The 18,044-nt window shown below is 44.9% G+C and carries 16 protein-coding genes; 8 read left to right on the top strand and 8 right to left on the bottom strand.

The window, feature by feature from the left end; genetic code table 11:
• Positions 1 to 154 precede the first annotated feature (154 nt).
• On the top strand, positions 155 to 1,168 hold the full coding sequence (locus KAI37_RS06735) for an RluA family pseudouridine synthase (RefSeq protein WP_220030953.1): 1,014 nt from the start codon (positions 155 to 157) through the stop codon (positions 1,166 to 1,168).
• An 85-nt stretch (positions 1,169 to 1,253) separates the two neighbouring features.
• Here the strand turns inward: KAI37_RS06735 and KAI37_RS06730 are convergent, their stop codons facing one another.
• Entirely contained in the window at positions 1,254 to 2,102 is an 849-nt protein-coding gene (locus KAI37_RS06730; protein WP_071639994.1) for a hypothetical protein, read from the bottom strand.
• A gap of 807 nt (positions 2,103 to 2,909) precedes the next feature.
• Between KAI37_RS06730 and speD the strand changes: the two genes are divergently transcribed.
• Positions 2,910 to 3,716, top strand: coding sequence for an adenosylmethionine decarboxylase (speD, locus tag KAI37_RS06725; protein ID WP_013309324.1), 807 nt, complete (start codon positions 2,910 to 2,912; stop codon positions 3,714 to 3,716).
• A 272-nt stretch (positions 3,717 to 3,988) separates the two neighbouring features.
• Entirely contained in the window at positions 3,989 to 5,407 is a 1,419-nt protein-coding gene (locus KAI37_RS06720) for an NAD-dependent malic enzyme (RefSeq protein WP_023987698.1), read from the top strand.
• An 86-nt stretch (positions 5,408 to 5,493) separates the two neighbouring features.
• Here KAI37_RS06720 and KAI37_RS06715 read toward each other — a convergent pair whose 3' ends face one another.
• Entirely contained in the window at positions 5,494 to 6,174 is a 681-nt protein-coding gene (locus KAI37_RS06715) for a serine/threonine-protein kinase (protein WP_023987697.1), read from the bottom strand.
• Between the two features lie 136 nt (positions 6,175 to 6,310).
• On the bottom strand, positions 6,311 to 7,042 hold the full coding sequence (locus tag KAI37_RS06710) for an HAD family hydrolase (protein WP_076293776.1): 732 nt from the start codon (positions 7,040 to 7,042) through the stop codon (positions 6,311 to 6,313).
• Between the two features lie 359 nt (positions 7,043 to 7,401).
• Between KAI37_RS06710 and KAI37_RS06705 the strand changes: the two genes are divergently transcribed.
• From KAI37_RS06705 to KAI37_RS06695, 3 genes are all read left to right on the top strand, one after another.
• Positions 7,402 to 8,256 (top strand): hypothetical protein, encoded by an 855-nt coding sequence (locus KAI37_RS06705; protein ID WP_071639990.1) that lies wholly within the window; start codon positions 7,402 to 7,404, stop codon positions 8,254 to 8,256.
• A 112-nt stretch (positions 8,257 to 8,368) separates the two neighbouring features.
• On the top strand, positions 8,369 to 9,124 hold the full coding sequence (locus tag KAI37_RS06700; RefSeq protein WP_013309319.1) for a threonine/serine exporter family protein: 756 nt from the start codon (positions 8,369 to 8,371) through the stop codon (positions 9,122 to 9,124).
• 20 nt (positions 9,125 to 9,144) lie between these two features.
• The gene (locus KAI37_RS06695) at positions 9,145 to 9,579 is read left to right on the top strand and encodes a threonine/serine exporter family protein (RefSeq protein WP_104494995.1); all 435 of its coding nucleotides are present in this window, start codon (positions 9,145 to 9,147) and stop codon (positions 9,577 to 9,579) included.
• Positions 9,580 to 9,700: 121 nt separating this feature from the next.
• On the opposite strand, the gene KAI37_RS06690 is transcribed toward KAI37_RS06695, so the two are convergent.
• Positions 9,701 to 10,213 carry a GNAT family N-acetyltransferase gene (locus KAI37_RS06690; protein WP_068939939.1) on the bottom strand — a complete coding sequence of 171 codons (513 nt, stop codon included), beginning with the start codon at positions 10,211 to 10,213 and terminating at the stop codon, positions 9,701 to 9,703.
• Between the two features lie 197 nt (positions 10,214 to 10,410).
• Here KAI37_RS06690 and KAI37_RS06685 point away from each other — a divergent pair, with 197 nt between their 5' ends.
• A complete protein-coding gene (locus tag KAI37_RS06685) occupies positions 10,411 to 11,139 on the top strand; it encodes an MBL fold metallo-hydrolase (RefSeq protein WP_220030952.1) in 729 nt (242 codons plus the stop codon).
• Positions 11,140 to 11,211: 72 nt separating this feature from the next.
• A complete protein-coding gene (locus KAI37_RS06680; RefSeq protein WP_068939934.1) occupies positions 11,212 to 12,300 on the top strand; it encodes a M24 family metallopeptidase in 1,089 nt (362 codons plus the stop codon).
• Positions 12,301 to 12,365: 65 nt separating this feature from the next.
• On the opposite strand, the gene KAI37_RS06675 is transcribed toward KAI37_RS06680, so the two are convergent.
• The 4 genes from KAI37_RS06675 to licT all read right to left on the bottom strand — a co-directional run bounded on the left by KAI37_RS06675 (position 12,366) and on the right by licT (position 17,864).
• Complete coding sequence (locus KAI37_RS06675; RefSeq protein WP_023987659.1) at positions 12,366 to 13,064, bottom strand: queuosine precursor transporter; 699 nt, start codon at positions 13,062 to 13,064, stop codon at positions 12,366 to 12,368.
• A 250-nt stretch (positions 13,065 to 13,314) separates the two neighbouring features.
• Positions 13,315 to 14,712: an L-cystine transporter gene (locus KAI37_RS06670; RefSeq protein ID WP_025724316.1), complete on the bottom strand. Its 1,398-nt coding sequence runs from the start codon at positions 14,710 to 14,712 to the stop codon at positions 13,315 to 13,317.
• A 243-nt stretch (positions 14,713 to 14,955) separates the two neighbouring features.
• Complete coding sequence (locus KAI37_RS06665) at positions 14,956 to 16,860, bottom strand: beta-glucoside-specific PTS transporter subunit IIABC (protein WP_220030951.1); 1,905 nt, start codon at positions 16,858 to 16,860, stop codon at positions 14,956 to 14,958.
• Between the two features lie 170 nt (positions 16,861 to 17,030).
• Entirely contained in the window at positions 17,031 to 17,864 is an 834-nt protein-coding gene (gene licT, locus KAI37_RS06660) for a BglG family transcription antiterminator LicT (RefSeq protein WP_076293780.1), read from the bottom strand.
• Positions 17,865 to 18,044 lie beyond the last annotated feature (180 nt).

Here is an 18,044-nt window from a genome sequence, read left to right as displayed (position 1 = left end):
ACCGGGGTTCAGGGTAATGTTCAACCGCTAGAAGACTGCCAATCTGGTTTAGTCCCTTATGGCGTTCGCTGTTTTCTCATGATATAGTGAACACGGTGCCGCAAATTTGTCCATAACTATGAAGAGACACGGTTCCAAGAAGGAGAAAGAATCCATGAACAATCGGAAACCCCAAAGGAAAAATCATACAAAATCTACGTCAAACGCAAGCCATTCCAAACGCAGTCATAAACCTGCCGGAAGATCTGGCTCCCATAGACCGGAAGCTCAACGGAGAACGAATGCTTTAGATAAAGCCCCTGCCAAAACATACATCGTCCAGGAGCCTGCCGAGCTATTGAGCTTTTTAGTAGAACATGTGACTGGCATGGGTCGTAACTCCATTAAATCAGCACTGGCTCGTGGGCAGGTGTCCGTCAACGGCATCCCGCGTACCGTGCATAATTTTCCACTGGAGCAAGGTCAGACTGTCGCTCTTTCCAAGGAAAAAGTAACTCCCGTTGTACCACTGACTGGGCTACGTATTTTGCATGAGGATGAAGCCATTATCGTTATCCATAAGGATGCCGGGTTGCTGTCCGTGGCTTCAGCGCAGGAGCAGGAAGTAACAGCATATCGCCAGCTTACGGCCCATGTGAGGCGCGAACATCCGTACAATCGTATTTTTGTACTGCATCGTTTGGATCGTGATACGTCAGGAGTGATGATGTTTGCGAAAAGCGAAGCCATACAGCAGGAAATGCAAAAAGCGTGGAAGGAAGTTGTGTATGAACGAACATACATTGCTCTTGTCGAAGGGCAAGTTAAAAAAGCTGAGGGTACAATCACTTCATGGCTGAAAGAAAGCAAGACGCTAAAAATGTATTCCAGTCCTTATCCGAATGACGGACAGCACGCAGTCACTCATTACAAGCTGCTTCAAGCCAATCGGCATTTTTCTTTGCTGGAAGTACGTTTGGAAACCGGACGCAAAAATCAAATCCGCGTACATATGGAGGATATCGGTCATCCAATTGTTGGAGATAAAAAATACGGTTCCAAATCCAAGTCGATTGGGCGCCTTGGCCTACATGCGAGGGTATTGTCATTTATTCATCCCGTCACCGGAGTATTGCTGCGTTTTGAATCCGACATTCCTAAAACCTTTTTGAATCTGTTTCGGGAGTAGAATTGGGCAAAGCATACGGAGATTAGATGGAAAAATATAAGAGGAAATGAGGGGGCTGTAGAAGACAGCACCCTTTTTTGATTGATTAAGCGGTATACCTCCGAACACCATCAGCCATTTTCATCAACTCATCCCATATATATATGGGCGTATTACACACTGGACAATCTACCCAACCGTTTAAATAGGGTAACTGGGCAAGCAGCTTGTTTTCTTCAATTTTTTGGGCATATTCGTGTAACCACTGCATATTAGCACCTCTATGGTCCAATGAACGGGGGCGGATCGGATGGGGAACCAGATTGTCTGAATTTACAGGATCCTTATCATAGACAACCAGGGTGTCATTCTGTTCATCAGGCCAAATATAGAGCGGGGTACCGCAATGGGGACAATCCAGCGTATATTCGTCACCTGTATCGAAGCTTTGTAGCATATAAGCTACGCAGCGATAACCCTGAAAAGCGGCACCCGCAGCCAGAACATAGCGTTTACCGACATCTCCTTCGTGCTCTTTCGCATAGAGCACCATTTCTTCAGTCAATTCTGCAAGTCGGACAATGGCACACCGATATTGTGCATAAATATATTCAGCCAGACTAGAATCCACTTTTACCTGATCCCTTGTAAATTCCAATGGAACTTTGGTATGTAAGGGATTGTTATTCTTCGCTTCGAATATTCCGCAAATGTTATATATATCTGCACGAATCCCTATATCAGAACTTTTTAACGCAATGTCCACAAGGTAAGGTACAGCTGCAAATGTACAAGTATACAACGTATTTTGGTGATACAGTTCCTCCCAATACAAGGTGTCAGCCATTTCGCCGTCATATCCGGCTTGGAGCTGCTTCAACATTTCTGGGACGTATTGAGAAGAACCGTAGGGGCCTTGGAGCAGAGTCCAGACCGGATCGGACAAAGCCAGCATCTTGATACTCCTTCCACCGTTTTTCTTCCAGTAGAGGATTTTGCAAAAATCCAATAAACGACTTCCAATGAATAAGATATAGATCGAAATGGTTTAGTTCGTCTATATCTTGCACTTCGGAGCGACTGGAATCGAATTTTGCAAAATCCTGATAGTAACATGGGATCGGTTTTTAATTTAAATTTTGCTAACAAAATTCATTTTAACTTCATAATTCTCAGCTTCTTACGTTTATTTTATTATACGCATATTATTAGCTGAAGTTGCTTTTCTCGATTTACGCAATATACAAAATCACTATTTTTTCGGGTCTATAATCATATTCGGTTAAGCTTTCTGCATTGTGAAGGTGATACACATTAAATTAATGAATTAATTACCCGGTTTTTATGTTTTACTACGAGTCCTCTGTCCATTCAGTTCCTTCTTCATATACATAGTTCATATTATAAGTCCTGTTACTTAAAAATTGCTGAGTAAGAAATAAAGTATATATACTTTAAAATTTCCATACATGTAAAAACAAAGCCGCTCCCCTGCCTGTTTTTAATTATGCCAAACGGGTAAGACATACTTGTTCAGGCCTTTAATCTAACACTAGAATCAATTTCATAAATGATTAAACCAACGAAGTGTATACTACATATAGACAAATTAAACCATTTTGATCTATATGTACTCTTTATTAAAGCTACTAAAAGTATTATGAAATGGATTCACTACAGAACTGATTTTATGAATCGGTATATGAAAAGGCGTGTTGGGAATATTATGTACGAATACTGCGACTATAAGGGGAAATAGCCTATGACCATAACACCGGAACAGCGGATTACCCTGCACGGATTTAACAATTTGACCAAATCATTAAGCTTCAACATGTACGATATTTGTTATACCAAAACCAAAGAAGAACGCGAGGCGTATATCGAATATATTGATGAACAATACAACTCAGATCGGCTGACAGCTATTTTAAAAAATGTATCTGACATTATCGGCGCCCACGTGCTCAACGTAGCCCAGCAGGATTATGTTCCTCAAGGAGCCAGCGTAACAGTACTTATATCAGAAGGACCCATTGTGGAGGTACCGACTGAATCTTATGCCGAGTCACCAGGCCCCCTACCTGAATCCGTCGTGATACAGCTGGATAAAAGCCACATTACGGTTCACACCTACCCGGAATATCATCCAGACGAGGGGATCAGTACGTTTCGAGCTGATATTGATGTCTCTACCTGTGGGGAAATCTCCCCACTCAAGGCACTCCACTATTTGACTCATTCTTTCGACACCGACATTATGACGATTGATTACCGGGTACGCGGCTTCACACGTGATACGAATGGACATAAGCTTTTCATCGACCATGATATCGCCTCCATTCAAAACTATATTCCAGACGAAGTACGCAGTCAGTATGACATGATCGATGTGAATGTGTATCAGGAAAATATTTTCCATACCAAATGTAAGCTAAAACAATTCGATCTGGACAATTACCTGTTCGGCTACACCAAGGAAAGCCTGAGTGAAAAAGAGCAACAAAATATATCAACACGTCTCAAGATCGAAATGGACGAAATTTACTACGGTAAAAATATGACGTAACAGATCGAATGCGTGAAAATAAAATAGATCATTTTATTGAAAAAAGGATGATCGCTTGGACTGGAATACAGCCGGGCTTTCGTCCTTTTTTCAATACAAAATAATAGATATTACTCAACTTGATCTGTACAAGCGAGAGATTGTTCACTATGATAGGGGAAGAAACCACTAATTTAAAATATCAGCATAGATTTTACATCCGCTTCTTATTGTAAGCGCAATCAATTGATCCTACGTATGATTTTGTTATGGAAGACAAAGGAGGAATTTGTATGCAAGGCGGTATTGGCGGTAAAAACATCATTTTGCGATTGGAAATTTCCACCGGACACATCCAATTTGGTCAATTGATTACGCTGGTAAACGAACATGGCGGAGATGTGATTGCCATTGACGTCATTAGCACCTCTGAGAAGGTCACTGTGAGGGATATTACAGTTACCATTGCCGATCCAGCAGAAATCGACCGAATGATTGCCCGGATTAAAAAAGCACAAGGTGTTAAGGTACTATCCATCTCAGATCGTACCTTCCTATTACACCTCGGGGGCAAAATTGAAATGCAGCCCAAAGTCCCAATTCAAAACCGCGATGACTTATCCCGGGTATATACCCCCGATGTGGCACGCGTATGCATGGCGATTCACGAGGAACCGGACAAAGCTTTCCGTTTGACGATCAAGCGTAACACGGTCGCTGTCGTCTCTGACGGAAGCGCTGTTCTCGGGTTAGGTAACATCGGTCCCTATGCAGCCATGCCGGTTATGGAAGGCAAAGCCATGCTGTTCAAGCAGCTCGGCTCCGTCGATGCCTTTCCAATCTGTCTGGATACGCAGGACACCGAAGAGATCATTAAGGCCATTAAACAAATGGCCCCAGCTTTTGGCGGGATTAATCTGGAGGATATTTCGTCGCCACGATGCTTTGAGATTGAACAGCGGTTACGTAAAGAGCTGGACATACCTGTTTTTCATGACGATCAGCACGGCACAGCTGTCGTTTTATACGCAGGGCTGATCAATGCGCTCAAAGTTGTCGGCAAAGCCCTGTCTGACGTCAAAATTGTCGTCTGTGGTATCGGGGCTGCGGGTGTGGCCTGCACAAAAATATTGCTATCTGCAGGAGCAGTCAACATCATTGGCGTAGATCGTCACGGAGCGCTTACAGCCGATGAAACATACGAGCATCCGATGTGGAACTGGTATGCGCAGCATACCAACCCTGAACGGCTGTCCGGCACGCTGTCCGAGGTTCTGAAGGATGCTGACGTGTTTATCGGACTGTCGGCAGGTGGACTACTGCAACGAGAAGACGTGAAACGTATGAAAGAAGCCCCGGTGCTGTTCACTATGGCTAACCCGGTTCCCGAAATTGCGCCAGAGGACGTCGAGGACATTGCGGGTGTCATCGCCACCGGACGTTCGGACTATCCTAACCAAATTAACAATGTGCTTTGTTTCCCTGGCATCTTTCGAGCGGCGCTCGACTGCCGTGCCCGTGAAATCAACGAAGAGATGAAGCTGGCGGCCGCAGAGGCCATCGCAGGCACGATCCGTCCTGAAGAACTAAACAAGCTGTATATTATCCCTGGCGTATTTAACGAGAGTGCGGTTCAACGGGTGCGTGAAAAGGTGATTCAAGCCGCGATTGCGAGCGGTACAGCCAGAAGAGTGCCTCGGGATTTCAGATAAAAGAAAAGGATTGCTCCCTTAAATGCGGGTGCAATCCTTTTTTGCTATGGAAAGGTCAGTCTTCATATTCGTTATCTTTACAGCGGTTATGACCTCCATTTAGAGAACAATTGACTGGCACGCTGGGCAAACTCCTCCAGATTAAAGTTGGAGTTGTCCAGCTTGTAGTACCATTTTTTAATCGTATCCAAAATCCATGAGGGAACCTTAACCTCCGAGATACCGGAATAAAACGTATGATACGCCCACACCAAATGCTCCCAGCGCTTGTCATCGCCTTCCTTCACGTATTCAGATACGTCCAATACCTTGGCACGCCCGTCTTGCATAAGTACATTCTTGAGGTGAATATCACGGGGATTCAGCCCTTTGGATCGGACGAATTCCCTTGCCTTTTCCACATCCAGAATGACCTGCTCTGGCACAGGAATTCCTTGCAGCAGACAATCCAGCAGCGTAATACCAGATTCATAACTTATGACAATATACTTGTCGCCTTTTCCGTAATAATGAGGAAAAAAGTCAGACCCTCGCAAACGCTCATATACGTCGGCCTCCGCATCTTTCTTCTCGATCGCCATGTCTGAGTATACCTTGAACGCGTAGCCTGGCAACGTATCGAGAGTAAATACGGCCGCATCTGTCCCGATGCCAATACAGCGGACGTCTTGAGTGCCTGTTTTAATGGTAACCGGATCATTATCCTCCGTACTGTATACGGTCACTTGACTTATGATGTCTTCTGCCTGCCTCCATTGTTCTACCATGCGCGATCCCCTCCTTCTCTGTTCTAAACCAATACCAATAAAGTTAGTTCTATAACAGATAAACAGTATTACGGGTTATCTTTTGGAATGGCTTCAAAATAGGTTGATTCTTTTATAAATACGGTATGTACCGTGTCTATCGAGCGTCCGACAGAAGCAACCTTCTTAACTCTGCATAGCTTGCTGCTGTTTTATAGATCCCCAGCACGTCAGTCTCCGGGGGAGCGTTCCTGTGATTGAACCAGATCACCTGCCAATTCGCAGCTATAGCTCCCGCCACGTCATTACGCCAGGAATCCCCAATATAGCAGCAGTGCTCTGCTAACGTTCCTGTCCGTTCGTTCACTACTTCAAAAATGCGCGGATCAGGCTTGGCATAGCCAACGGTCCCAGATACAAAGATATGCTCTGCTGCAACATGATTCTCCAGTGCCATGGCCTTGATCTTGCTCATCTGGTGTTCCTCAAGACCGTTTGTAATTAATCCAACTAAAAAGCCAGCCGAGCTCAAATCATTTATTAACGAGGTCGCCCCCTCAAAAGGCTCAATTCGGTACTGACGATCCAAGTATTCTTGTTGAACATGTACTGCCTGCTCACGGGTAATTTCTACCCCGAATTCTTGTAAAGCCAGAATGAAACGGCCTTCCCTCATCTCATCCAGTTCATCCGGCCCTGCCTTCCCCTCCAATAGTCCTCCTTTAGCCGATAGTACATCGCTGTAATAGCGAATACGATGGTAGGTTTTCTCATAAGGAAAACGGTCACTCAATCCTAATACTGTACGCAATGCATCGCGTGTAGGGTGCAAATGATCGTACATCGTATCATCTACATCAAAAAAAACAGCCTTCTTTTGCATGTTCATATGCCCACTTCTTTCTGTTAAATCTTCGGATGACGCTCCTTTTCACCTTGTCCTGATATTATACCCGTTGGCCTGTTACGTTGCACCTTGTCCTTCACACTGCGCATCCTGCAATCACACTTCACGTTTGCTAACATACACTGAAAAGACCGCATTTTCGCAAACTCACTTTACTTCTCTACCGAGCTAACATAGGTATCTTGTCCTGCTTTGCCCGAAAGCGTTTTATTTGACAACACACGGGTAAAAGGTCACATTTTTGAAAATATTCGTCATACAGGTTTACATTTCGTGTAAAATCACGTACCTTTTAGGGATGAACGCTTTACGGATGTACTTGGATAAGGGAGGCATACACGATGGATTCCGGTTCTAACCTAGCCTATGGATCAGCTACACCTTTGATTGAGGCACTTATAGAATTTGAAAAAGAGCTCGAAGCGAACCGGCATTCTCTGAGTTTTGATTTGGGATTGATTATGGAGCAGGGCCGCGCGCCACGATATATGGCTACACCACCAGATGTTGTTCCTTTTGCCCACGCAGGGGTGGACGGAATACATTATGGCTTTTTAACGGATTTTGGGCTTGAAAAGGACCTTTCCCGGGCCCCTATAGTATGTGTATCTCCCGTCGATTGGACGGGTGTGTGGGTGGTTGCCCGTCATTTGCAGGATTTTTTAAGCGTTGTTTATACAGAGAACAGTTCATTAAAACGATACTACGCCAGTGGAGATGACTATTCTGGACATGCAGGTCAGCGACTGCCTCAGATTGTAGATGAACGCACCGCGTTTGTACGCGAATGCTTTCGAGAACGCTTTGGTATCGAACCGATTCAGGATATGGCTGCGTATATCGACAGCTTGCGAACAGAACGGAAGCACAATGAAGCAGCTCCTACGCTAAACGGGTTGGGCATCCAGTTATCTTCTTCTGCCAAGCATAGCTCTTCTATGGAGAGTGCCCTCTTGACCGTAACGGAGCCTTTCCTTTGGGAACAACAAGGCGAAGCTGTGCGTGAGTTGTTCCACAACGGTTCGCGTGAAGCCAGACTGGCTTTTATTCGGGATGCCCAGACACGGCATCTGTTCACCCATTCTGCCCTTCGTGCTTTTGTAGCTGGACAGCTTAAGTTGATGGGCCTATCTGAGGCCGCAACATATCTGGAAGAGTCCTACTATACCGTTATTCCCGATATGATAGAATCTTGACGAAAACTTCGATTCCCCCTAACATAACCGCCTCTGAAAAGGCGGCTTTTTGTGCTACAATAAATGAAAATAATAGGGTCGAACGGCCCGGTACGAATGAAAGAGAGCGAGTATGAATAATCATTCCTATCCTACTCCTGAAATCATTGAAGTTTGTCTGTTGGCGGGCAAACTGATGATGCAAAATGGAGCCGAAACCTATCGTGTTGAAGACACGATGTCCCGCATTGCTTCAGCCTATGGCATATCCCAGTCCCATAGCTATGTAACACCAACTGGGATTTTTTTTGCCATTAATGATTCGGAGCCTGCCAAGCTCATCCGCATCGTAGAGCGGACCACCGATTTGCACAAGGTGACAGAGGTCAATTCCATTTCACGTAAAATCAGCACAGGTGATTTGTCTCCCCGCGCTGCCGTCAAGGAGCTTTCGGAGATTGAGCGTGGCCCCCTCCGCTATTCCAACCGTGTACAGCTGATGGCTGCTGCGTTGGCCAGCGGTTGCTTTATGATTATGTTTGGTGGTGTCTGGCGAGACTTCCCCGCAGCTGTGTTATGCGGCGGTATCGGATTTGCAGCCGTACAGTATTTTCACAGGCTCGTTAAGGTCAAGTTTTTCTCAGAGTTTTCTGCATCTTTTCTAATCGGCTTGCTGGCGGCTCTGTTAACGATAGTAGGCTGGGGACAGATGATGGATAAAATTATAATTGGCTCTGTCATGCCACTGGTTCCAGGCTTGTTAATTACAAATGCCATCCGTGATTTAATGTCCGGGCACCTTGTTTCGGGTCTTTCCAAGGGAGCCGATGCTTGCCTGACGTCTTTCGGCATTGGAGCTGGCGTTGCGGTTATCATTTCTTATATGTGATTCGGAGGAGATTCAAGTCTATGCTTGCACAATTATTCACAAGCTTTATTGCCACCGCTGCTTTCGGCATACTTTTCCATGCCCCCCGGCGTTCACTACTGCAATGCGGTTTTGTTGGTATGCTAGGCTGGCTTGTCTATTATTCAACCACGGACAGCATGGGACCTGTGAGCGCCAGCCTTTTGGCAACGATTCTCATCGGCATCGTCAGTCAAGGCTTTGCGCGGCTGTACAAAATGCCTGTGATTATTTTCAGTGTGGCAGGCATGATCCCTCTCGTTCCAGGGGGAATGGCCTATAATGCCATGCGCCAGTTCGTACAACATAATTATCCTCAGGCACTGGAGCTGGCCATGAGCACGCTGATGATCGCAGGAGCTATTGCTGTCGGTTTGGTGCTGTCTGAGGTGCTTAATCAAATTTTTCACAGCATACGTTTTAAACCACAGCGCTAAAAGCGATGAAAATAGCAAAGTAAAAGAGGCTGCTCCTAAAATCATCCGCAGTGTTTGAGACGATTTTGGAAACAGCCTTTTTCTGTACACATTACAAAAAATATTTATATGTCATAAGCTATTATTCATCCACTCGCTTACCTAATATCGCCAAATCTCGCTCTATGCTGTCGAGCACAGCTACACGCGGATAGTAACCCCATTGCTCAAAACCAAACTTCCGCAGCAGCCCAATACTTGGCTCATTATGACCAAAAACAAATCCCAACAACGTTGTGATCCCCAGTCTCGGACATTCATTTAGCAAGTGCTGTACCAGTCGACTTCCCGTTCCTGTTCCACGAGAATCCTCATGGACGTAAATGCTAATTTCTGCTGTACCGTTATAAGCTGGACGCCCATAAAAGGACTGAAGGCTGGCCCATCCGGCAATTGCACCCTTTTGTTTTAATACCCACAAAGGGCGGTGATTTTCCTGATGAGCCTCAAACCATGGAATTCTACTCTCCACTGTCACCGGTTCCAGATCTGCCGTGACCATTCGTCCTGCGATCGTAGAATTATAAATGTCCACAATATCGGGAAGATCCTCTTTGCACGCAAATTCAATGGAAAAAGATTGGTCCTTATTCATTATTCGTATCCGCCTCCTATTGTGTGATTTATTTATTGTACAAGACAAGCGCCCGATCAGCCATATCGAGTTGTTTTGCGGATTAGTCCCAAAGGGTTTTATAATAGAGCTTGAAGAAAAACAAAAACGAGGTAAGCGATTTAACACAATGAGACGGGAGGTATGTTTCGGAGTCAGGGATTCTGAAGCAGCTTAATATGAATATTGGAAATCAACTCTTGATTTTGAAAGTACCTATAGAATCTTTTTTTGGAAAAACGACCATTTATCCTGTGCTGCTCAAGGACGAGGATGGACTTACACTGATTGACACGGGAATGCTCGGCCAATTGGAGCCATTACGCAAGGCTATTTCAGATGTGGGTGAGGATATCAGCCGCCTGAAAAGAATTATTTTAACACATCAGGATATTGACCATATCGGAAATGTTCATGCACTACTGGACTTGCTGCCGAATACTGCCCTGTTAGCCCATAAGGATGACGTTCCTTATATGACAGGAGAGCGACCGTTTGTGAAGCTGACGCCGGAACGGATCAAACAGATGGATACTGTGTTCAGGCAGCAAGCAGAGGATATGATTCGCCGACTGCCAGATTTGCGCTTTGCTCATATTCTTGAGGACGGTGAGCATCTGCCTTATGGTGGGGGCATACAGATTATTCATACACCCGGTCACACGCCCGGGCATATCAGCTTGTATGTGCCCGCACAAAAGCTACTGTTAGCAGCAGATGAACTTTTGGTAGTCGAAGGTGAACTGGTCGGTCCCGCTGAGTCAGCTACGCCGGATATGCCATTGGCTCTGAAGAGCCTCGATAAACTAACTGTATTGGATGTCGAGAAGGTACTCTGCTACCATGGTGGTTACTATGATCAGAATGTACAGGCACGACTGCAAACATTGTGTCAGGAAAGAGAATAAGTCATTCAATGCTATAAATAATTATGTATGAAGAGCTATAATGAATAAATAGACAGAAAGGAATGAGACTTTATGAATGAGAAAATAACCCGACTGTATGATGAACTGAAGTCACAGTCTTGGGACGGCCTGCTTGTGACCGATCCTAAACATATTTACTATCTGACGGGCTTTGCCAGTGATCCGCATGAGCGTTTTCTGGGTCTGGTGTTGCTTCGGGACCAAGAACCAGAACTGATCGTACCCGCCCTGGATGCAGAAGCCGCCCAAGCTGCTTCTTCTGTGACTCGTATATCCACCCACACCGATACGGACAATCCATATGATCTGCTGCGTCAACGTACAGGCACCGGAGTGAGAACATTCGCGCTGGAAAAGGAACACGTCTCCGTCCTCCGTTATGAACAGCTACATACTGCTATTGGCGCGGCTCAATATGTGGATCTGGGTCCTGTACTTCAAGAAATGCGTGTGAGAAAAACCCCTGAGGAAATACAACGTCTGAAACATGCAGCTCGTTTGGTGGAAGATGCTCTTCGCCACGGCCTCACCCATGTGCGCGAAGGAGTGACGGAAGTCGAGCTGGTGGCAGAAATCGAATACCAGATGAAAAAAATCGGCGCAGACGGCCCGTCCTTTGACACAACAGTGCTGTCTGGACCCAAAACAGCCTTGCCTCATGGTGTTCCAGGCACCCGCAAGCTACAGCATGGCGATCTGCTCATGTTTGATATGGGCGTATACTCCGATGGCTATGCTTCGGATATTACACGTACTTTTGCTTTTGGAAAGCTATCGGCTGAGCTGGAGACGATTTATAATACGGTTCTTCGCTCGAACGAAGCGGGAATTGCCGCCATTCGCCCGGGAGTTTCCTGCGCATCCGTAGATCAGGCAGCACGGGCTGTTGTTGAAGCCGCTGGATATGGTCCTGCCTTTAACCATCGAGTTGGACACGGCCTTGGCATGAGTGTTCACGAATATCCATCTGTACACGGAGGCAATAGCGATCTACTTCATGAAGGCTTCGTGTTCACAATCGAACCCGGTATCTATGTGCCAGGCCTCGGCGGTGTGCGGATTGAAGATGACGTTCTGGTCACCTCTGATGGTGTTGAAGTGCTTACCTCTTTTCCAAAAGAACTGACAGTGCTGGGATAAAAACATCGCTATTCATTATATCGGTATGTAAAAAGTATGAAAAAAGGAGGGGCAACCCCAAGCCATCATGGCTTGAGGGTTTGCTCCTCCTCTTCTATAAAGCGGAAATTGCGTGCGATGTACAAAATGGGTGTACCCGCCGCGGTCAGTACAAATTTTAAGATGTAGGTGGTGAATAATATCTCGAGCCATATCCCCCACGCATAACCGTAAAAGGCAATAGTACAGAAAATGAGCGTATCTATAAACGAGCTGATCATCGTGCTGCCATTGCCACGAATCCAGAGCTGATGACGTTCCGGAAAAAACTTGCGAATCCAGGCGTACAGACGCACGTCCAGCAATTGACTGACCGCATAGGCTGTCAAGCTGGCAAGCGCAAGCCTTGGCAACAATCCAAACAGCTGTTGCATCGGTGTCTGGGCAAAATCCGTTGCAGTAGGCTGGAACTGCAGCACCATTTGCATCGTTATCGTCGTCATAATCAGAGTGAAAAAGCCGAACCACACAGCTTTACGCGCCTCTTTAGGCCCATATTTTTCATTCAGTAAGTCACTGGCCATATACATAGAAACATACATCGTATTTCCCAATGTCGTGGTAATGCCGACCAGATCAATCGTTTTGGTTACCTGAATGTTGGCTAGTACAGTAGCAACACCAATCCAGGCGTACAGCCCTTTTTTACCGAACAACCGAAAACATAACAAAAAGAACATAAAATTGACGAGGACAAAAGCCGCCCCCCATAACAGATTAAACATGAAATCCTCCTAGTTTTGATAGCGCGGGATGGTTGCGAACCGCGGTTCATCCGAAGCAAGCCGGAAAAACATTATTTTAATGTATCACAGATTAGGATTCGTGAACAGCTATAATTTACACTGTCCTAAACTCAATACAAAGAGCCGACCTTATGGCCGGCTCTTTGTATTGAGTACATTCTGTACGTGTGTTATATAGGCTACAGATGCGATAGGGGAATGCATCGTACACCATTCGTTTATCATTTACTTAGGAGTGTGCCGTTGCATCCAAATCCATGCCATGATTGTTGAACACGTCTTGATCGTTCTCCTTGAGCACCTTGCCTGAAATGAGACCTGCGGTAATAGAATCATTGACATTTAACGCTGTGCGTCCCATATCAATCAACGGTTCGACTGAGATGAGCAATCCTGCCAATGCCACTGGAAGATTCATGGTGGAAAGCACGATCAGGGAAGCGAAAGTGGCACCACCGCCTACACCCGCCACGCCGAACGAGCTGACCGTAACGACCAGAATAAGCGTGAGGATAAAATCCCAGCTCGTTGGATCAATACCCACGGTTGGAGCAATCATAACCGCCAGCATTGCCGGATAAATACCAGCACAGCCGTTTTGCCCAATAGTCGCTCCCAAGGTCGCAGACAGATTCGCGATGCCGTCGGACACACCAAGCTTTTTCGTTTGTGTTTCAACATTTAACGGAATGGTCGCTGCACTGGAACGAGAAGTAAAAGCAAAAACCAGTGTAGGCAATACCTTTTTCACATACGTCACCGGATTGTAGCCGAACAAGGCCAGCAAAATAAGATGAATGATAAACATGACCAACAAAGCCACATAAGAAGCGAGCACAAACTTGATTAGCTTCAAAATTTCATCTGGATTGGTCGTAGCTACTACTTTAGTGATCAGGGCTAAAATGCCGTAAGGTGTCAATCTCAGCACCAGAGTTACAATCCGCATCACTACAGCGTACACTGCATCGATCACTTTACGGAAGGTTTGCGCCTGTTCCGGTTTTTTGCGATCCAATCCGAGCACAGCCACACCGATAAAGGCCGAGAAAATGACTACCGCCAGCGTCGACGTACGACGTGCTCCCGTCATATCCTCAAAAGGATTTGAAGGAATAAATTCCAGCACCTGCTGTGGAATGGTCATGTCCTGAACTGTTCCAAGGCGCTCTTCCATCTTCAAGCCCTGTGCTTGTTCCTTTTCCCCACCTTGAATCTCAATTGCCTTTAGATCAAACGACAAGCTGGTTACAATACTAACTGAAGCAGCAATTGCCGTTGTAATCAGTAGTACTGCAATAATGGACACGCTGATTTTGCCAAGGTTCTGTCTTCCCTTCAAATTCATAATAGCCGAAATAATCGACACCATGATAAGCGGAATAACTACCATTTGCAGCAAACGGACATAACCATTACCTGCGAGGTTGAACCAATCAACTGATTTTGTAATGACCTCTGAGCCTGCCCCATAGGCATATTGTAGAACAGCCCCGTAGATCAGTCCGAAGCCAAGTCCGGCAAATACCCTTTTTGTGAAGGAGATGTGCTTTTTCTGCATCCAGACCAATACGCCTAGCAGCAAAAGCAGCACGATTACATTTAAAATAATAAAGAAGGTATCCATGTATTATTTCCTCCAAACTTATACTTAATATGTTTTATAAGGTGATCCTTCAATCCGAAGATTACTATATCACAAAACCAACTATTTTTGTAGGTTTTCTAACGATAAAATAGTTAAGCAACTTCCACTTTGGATTTTATCGAAAACGCCAAACAGCAAGCCTTCATCTTTCGAAGGCTTGCTGTTTTTTGACCTGAACACAACGACATGTATTCATCTTAGGCGTAAAATTTTTATCAGCCGTTAGACGATCACTGTGTATAACAGTTCCTGTTCCTTAACCACTTTATGCTGATTATCAGCGGACTCCAACTCGCTAAACTGAGCTACATTCGTAACAATAACAGGCGTTATCGTTTCGTAACCAGCCTTGCGGATTTCCACCAGATCAAACTCCAGCACGAGGTCTCCTACCTTCACGCGATCTCCTGCTTTAAGATGAGGCGTAAAATGAAGTCCTTTTAGTTTAACCGTATCCATCCCAACGTGAATGAGCATTTCAAGTCCTGAATCACTCACCAATCCAACAGCATGCCCACTTTTGGAAATGGAGAACACTGTACCATCAACTGGGGAAACAACCCGGCCTTCGGATGGTTCAATAGCCCAACCTCTACCCATGATTTCTTGAGAAAATGCAGGGTCATTGACTTCACTGAGCGGCTTAACTTCACCCATAATCGGGCTGTATACCGGGATTTTCTCACCTTTCGGCAGTGAGGACACAGCAGATTGTGCTATTTCATCAGTAGAGATGTCTCCGGCAGCGTCTGTTGTTGCTTGTGTTGCTTCTTCGTTCTTTTCATCTGTAAAGCCGATCAAATAGGTAACAATCGTAGCAACCACAAATGCAATAATGAGACCAAGGATTGCGTACAAGAAAGTCGGTCCAATAAACATCGCCAGACCAGGCACACCAACTAACCCACCCATGACATACGCTTTTGTACCAAACAAGCTCATGAAGCCCCCGCCGACGGCTCCGCCGATCAACGCAGCAGTAAATGGTTTTTTAAACCGCATATTCACACCATACATTGCAGGCTCAGTTACACCCATAATAGCTGTTAAGCTCGTCGAGAAAGCCACTGTTTTGACTTTGGCATTTTTTGATTTTAAGAATACGCCCAATGCAGCACCAGCCTGTGCCAAGTTGGCTGCTCCCATAATTGGAATCATGTAGTCAAAGCCCAACGTTGCAATCGATCCAATCATAATAGGAACCAACGCATAGTGCATACCTGTCATAATGATCAAGGAGAAGGTACCGCCTAGCAGCAGACCTGCAAGTGCACCTGTATTTTCAAACAACCAAGAGATACCGCCTGACAGGCCATTACCAATAATGGAGCCGAGCGGCCCTACAGCAACCAAAGTCAAAGGTACAATAATCAATAAAGTCAATGTCGGAACAACGAGCAACTTCAGTGATGCATGTGTATACTTATCAATGAATTTTTCAACATAAGATGCCAGCCAGACCGCAATAACGATTGGAATAACGGTCGAAGAATACGTGGCCGCTGTCACCGGAAGACCAATAAAGCTAACCTTCACGTTAGATGCCAGTAATGCTGTAATCGTCGGGTGCAAAATGGAAGCACCAATCGCCGCACCAATAAACATATTACTGCCGAGTTTTCTAGCAGCACTGACAGCCAGAATAATAGGCAGGAAGTAGAACGCACCGTCACCTATTGCCGCTAAAATCGTATAGGTTTGGCTCTTATCGGACATCCAGTTCATGGCCACTAAAAGAGCAATGATCCCTTTGATCATACCTGCGCCGGTGATCGCTGGTAAAATCGGTGTAAACATACCCGCAATAAAGTCAAATAGTTTGCTGATCGGGTTTTGTTTTTTCTTAGATGCAGTGCTTGCTCCTGAGTCACTTTGCGGAGCCTTGGACATGTTGCCCACCAACGATTTGTACACGTTAGCTACATCATTACCGATAATAACCTGAAACTGGCCGCCACTCTCCATGACTCCCATGACGCCATCCGTTTTCTGCAACTGCTCTTTCTGAGCTTTCTTATCATCATGAAGGTTGAAGCGCAAGCGGGTCATGCAGTGAATGACCTGCTGTACGTTTTCTTCACCACCAACTAGTGTAAGTATCTCTTTGGATAATTGATTTCGATCCATGAGGTGTTCCTCTTTTCTTTTAATGTATAAAATAAAATGCGTAAATGGGCAATAAAAAAACCTGAATACAGAAAGCAGACAGCTTTATAAAAAGCCAATCTTCTTTCAGCATTCAGGTTTTGCCTTCTGGTTTAGAAGTAGCAATCCTAAATCCCTGATCATACATAAAATCATTGATTTTTAATGATACGCTCGATATGAATGGTGAGATACAACATCTCATCCTGGGACAAGCCTCGACCATAGATTTTAGTCGTATAATCTCTTATTTTTTCCGCGCAGGCGTAAGCATTCTTATACTGAACCTTAACCATATCATGAAGGGAATTATCTGTATTTTGTACAGGGGTCCCATTCATTACCCGTTGAGCAAAAAATTTGAGATGTGTAATAAAGCGGTAATAGCTTAACGACTCTTCATCCAGATCCATTACAAAAAAGCGACTTACAATATTTATGATATCCTTGACAATGTTAGTCAGGGTTATCGTTTCGCGCATTTCGCTATTAAGCTGTGCATTCACCAAATGTAAGGCGATAAATGCTCCTTCATCATCTGGAAGTGTAACTCCCAGCTTGTCCTGAATCATGTGCAGTGCTTTGGTCCCAATCGTGAATTCCTTGCGGTACATTCGCTTGATTTCCCAGTAAAGTGCATTTTTGATATCCATACCCAAGCGATAACGCTCTATGGCAAAATGGATATGATCCGTCAGCGAAATATAGATGCTGTCATGCAACTCTACACCAAGTATCGTTTTGGCATATTGGATGATTTCATCAGAAATTTCAACATATTCAATAGGGATATCAGACATCAGGGTCATGAGTTTGCGGGAAACCTCGGTACTTTCAAGTTTGAAAATTTTCTCGATTTTCTCTTCTTCAATCTCATCGCCTGTGTTTTTTTTAAAAGCAATTCCTCTTCCCATAATGACTAATTCTTTCTGCTGTTCATCAATGACCGTTACGACGTTATTATTCAGCACCTTTGCTATCTTCATTCCATCACCTTAAGCCGCTTGGAGTAGTTAAAAAAAAGGCAATACCAAAACTGACACATAGTGCCTGCTTATGGTTTTGCCCGATTCGCTCAGTAACAATCCACGATTGTGCAGTTTTGAATAACTGACACTATAATATCATATAAAGACTGAGGTGACAAGTTTTTTTGTAAACACTTT

The sequence above is a fragment of the Paenibacillus sp. S25 genome, assembly GCF_019454085.1.
GTDB lineage: Bacteria > Bacillota > Bacilli > Paenibacillales > Paenibacillaceae > Paenibacillus > Paenibacillus polymyxa_B.
The sequence above is the reverse complement of the archived record's forward strand: the minus strand, read 5'-3'. Positions and strand labels throughout refer to the sequence as shown.

What these genes read in the sequence shown, in the direction of transcription:
- KAI37_RS06705 (WP_071639990.1), top strand. Translation starts at nt 7,402, where the DNA reads ATGGATTCCGGTTCTAACCTAGCCTATGGATCAGCTACACCTTTGATT.
- KAI37_RS06700 (WP_013309319.1), top strand. Translation starts at nt 8,369, where the DNA reads ATGAATAATCATTCCTATCCTACTCCTGAAATCATTGAAGTTTGTCTG.
- KAI37_RS06695 (WP_104494995.1), top strand. Translation starts at nt 9,145, where the DNA reads ATGCTTGCACAATTATTCACAAGCTTTATTGCCACCGCTGCTTTCGGC.
- licT (WP_076293780.1), bottom strand. Translation starts at nt 17,864, where the DNA reads ATGAAGATAGCAAAGGTGCTGAATAATAACGTCGTAACGGTCATTGAT.
- KAI37_RS06735 (WP_220030953.1), top strand. Translation starts at nt 155, where the DNA reads ATGAACAATCGGAAACCCCAAAGGAAAAATCATACAAAATCTACGTCA.
- KAI37_RS06665 (WP_220030951.1), bottom strand. Translation starts at nt 16,860, where the DNA reads ATGGATCGAAATCAATTATCCAAAGAGATACTTACACTAGTTGGTGGT.
- KAI37_RS06675 (WP_023987659.1), bottom strand. Translation starts at nt 13,064, where the DNA reads ATGTTTAATCTGTTATGGGGGGCGGCTTTTGTCCTCGTCAATTTTATG.
- KAI37_RS06730 (WP_071639994.1), bottom strand. Translation starts at nt 2,102, where the DNA reads ATGCTGGCTTTGTCCGATCCGGTCTGGACTCTGCTCCAAGGCCCCTAC.
- KAI37_RS06685 (WP_220030952.1), top strand. Translation starts at nt 10,411, where the DNA reads ATGAATATTGGAAATCAACTCTTGATTTTGAAAGTACCTATAGAATCT.
- KAI37_RS06690 (WP_068939939.1), bottom strand. Translation starts at nt 10,213, where the DNA reads ATGAATAAGGACCAATCTTTTTCCATTGAATTTGCGTGCAAAGAGGAT.
- KAI37_RS06710 (WP_076293776.1), bottom strand. Translation starts at nt 7,042, where the DNA reads ATGAACATGCAAAAGAAGGCTGTTTTTTTTGATGTAGATGATACGATG.
- KAI37_RS06720 (WP_023987698.1), top strand. Translation starts at nt 3,989, where the DNA reads ATGCAAGGCGGTATTGGCGGTAAAAACATCATTTTGCGATTGGAAATT.
- KAI37_RS06680 (WP_068939934.1), top strand. Translation starts at nt 11,212, where the DNA reads ATGAATGAGAAAATAACCCGACTGTATGATGAACTGAAGTCACAGTCT.
- KAI37_RS06670 (WP_025724316.1), bottom strand. Translation starts at nt 14,712, where the DNA reads ATGGATACCTTCTTTATTATTTTAAATGTAATCGTGCTGCTTTTGCTG.
- KAI37_RS06715 (WP_023987697.1), bottom strand. Translation starts at nt 6,174, where the DNA reads ATGGTAGAACAATGGAGGCAGGCAGAAGACATCATAAGTCAAGTGACC.
- speD (WP_013309324.1), top strand. Translation starts at nt 2,910, where the DNA reads ATGACCATAACACCGGAACAGCGGATTACCCTGCACGGATTTAACAAT.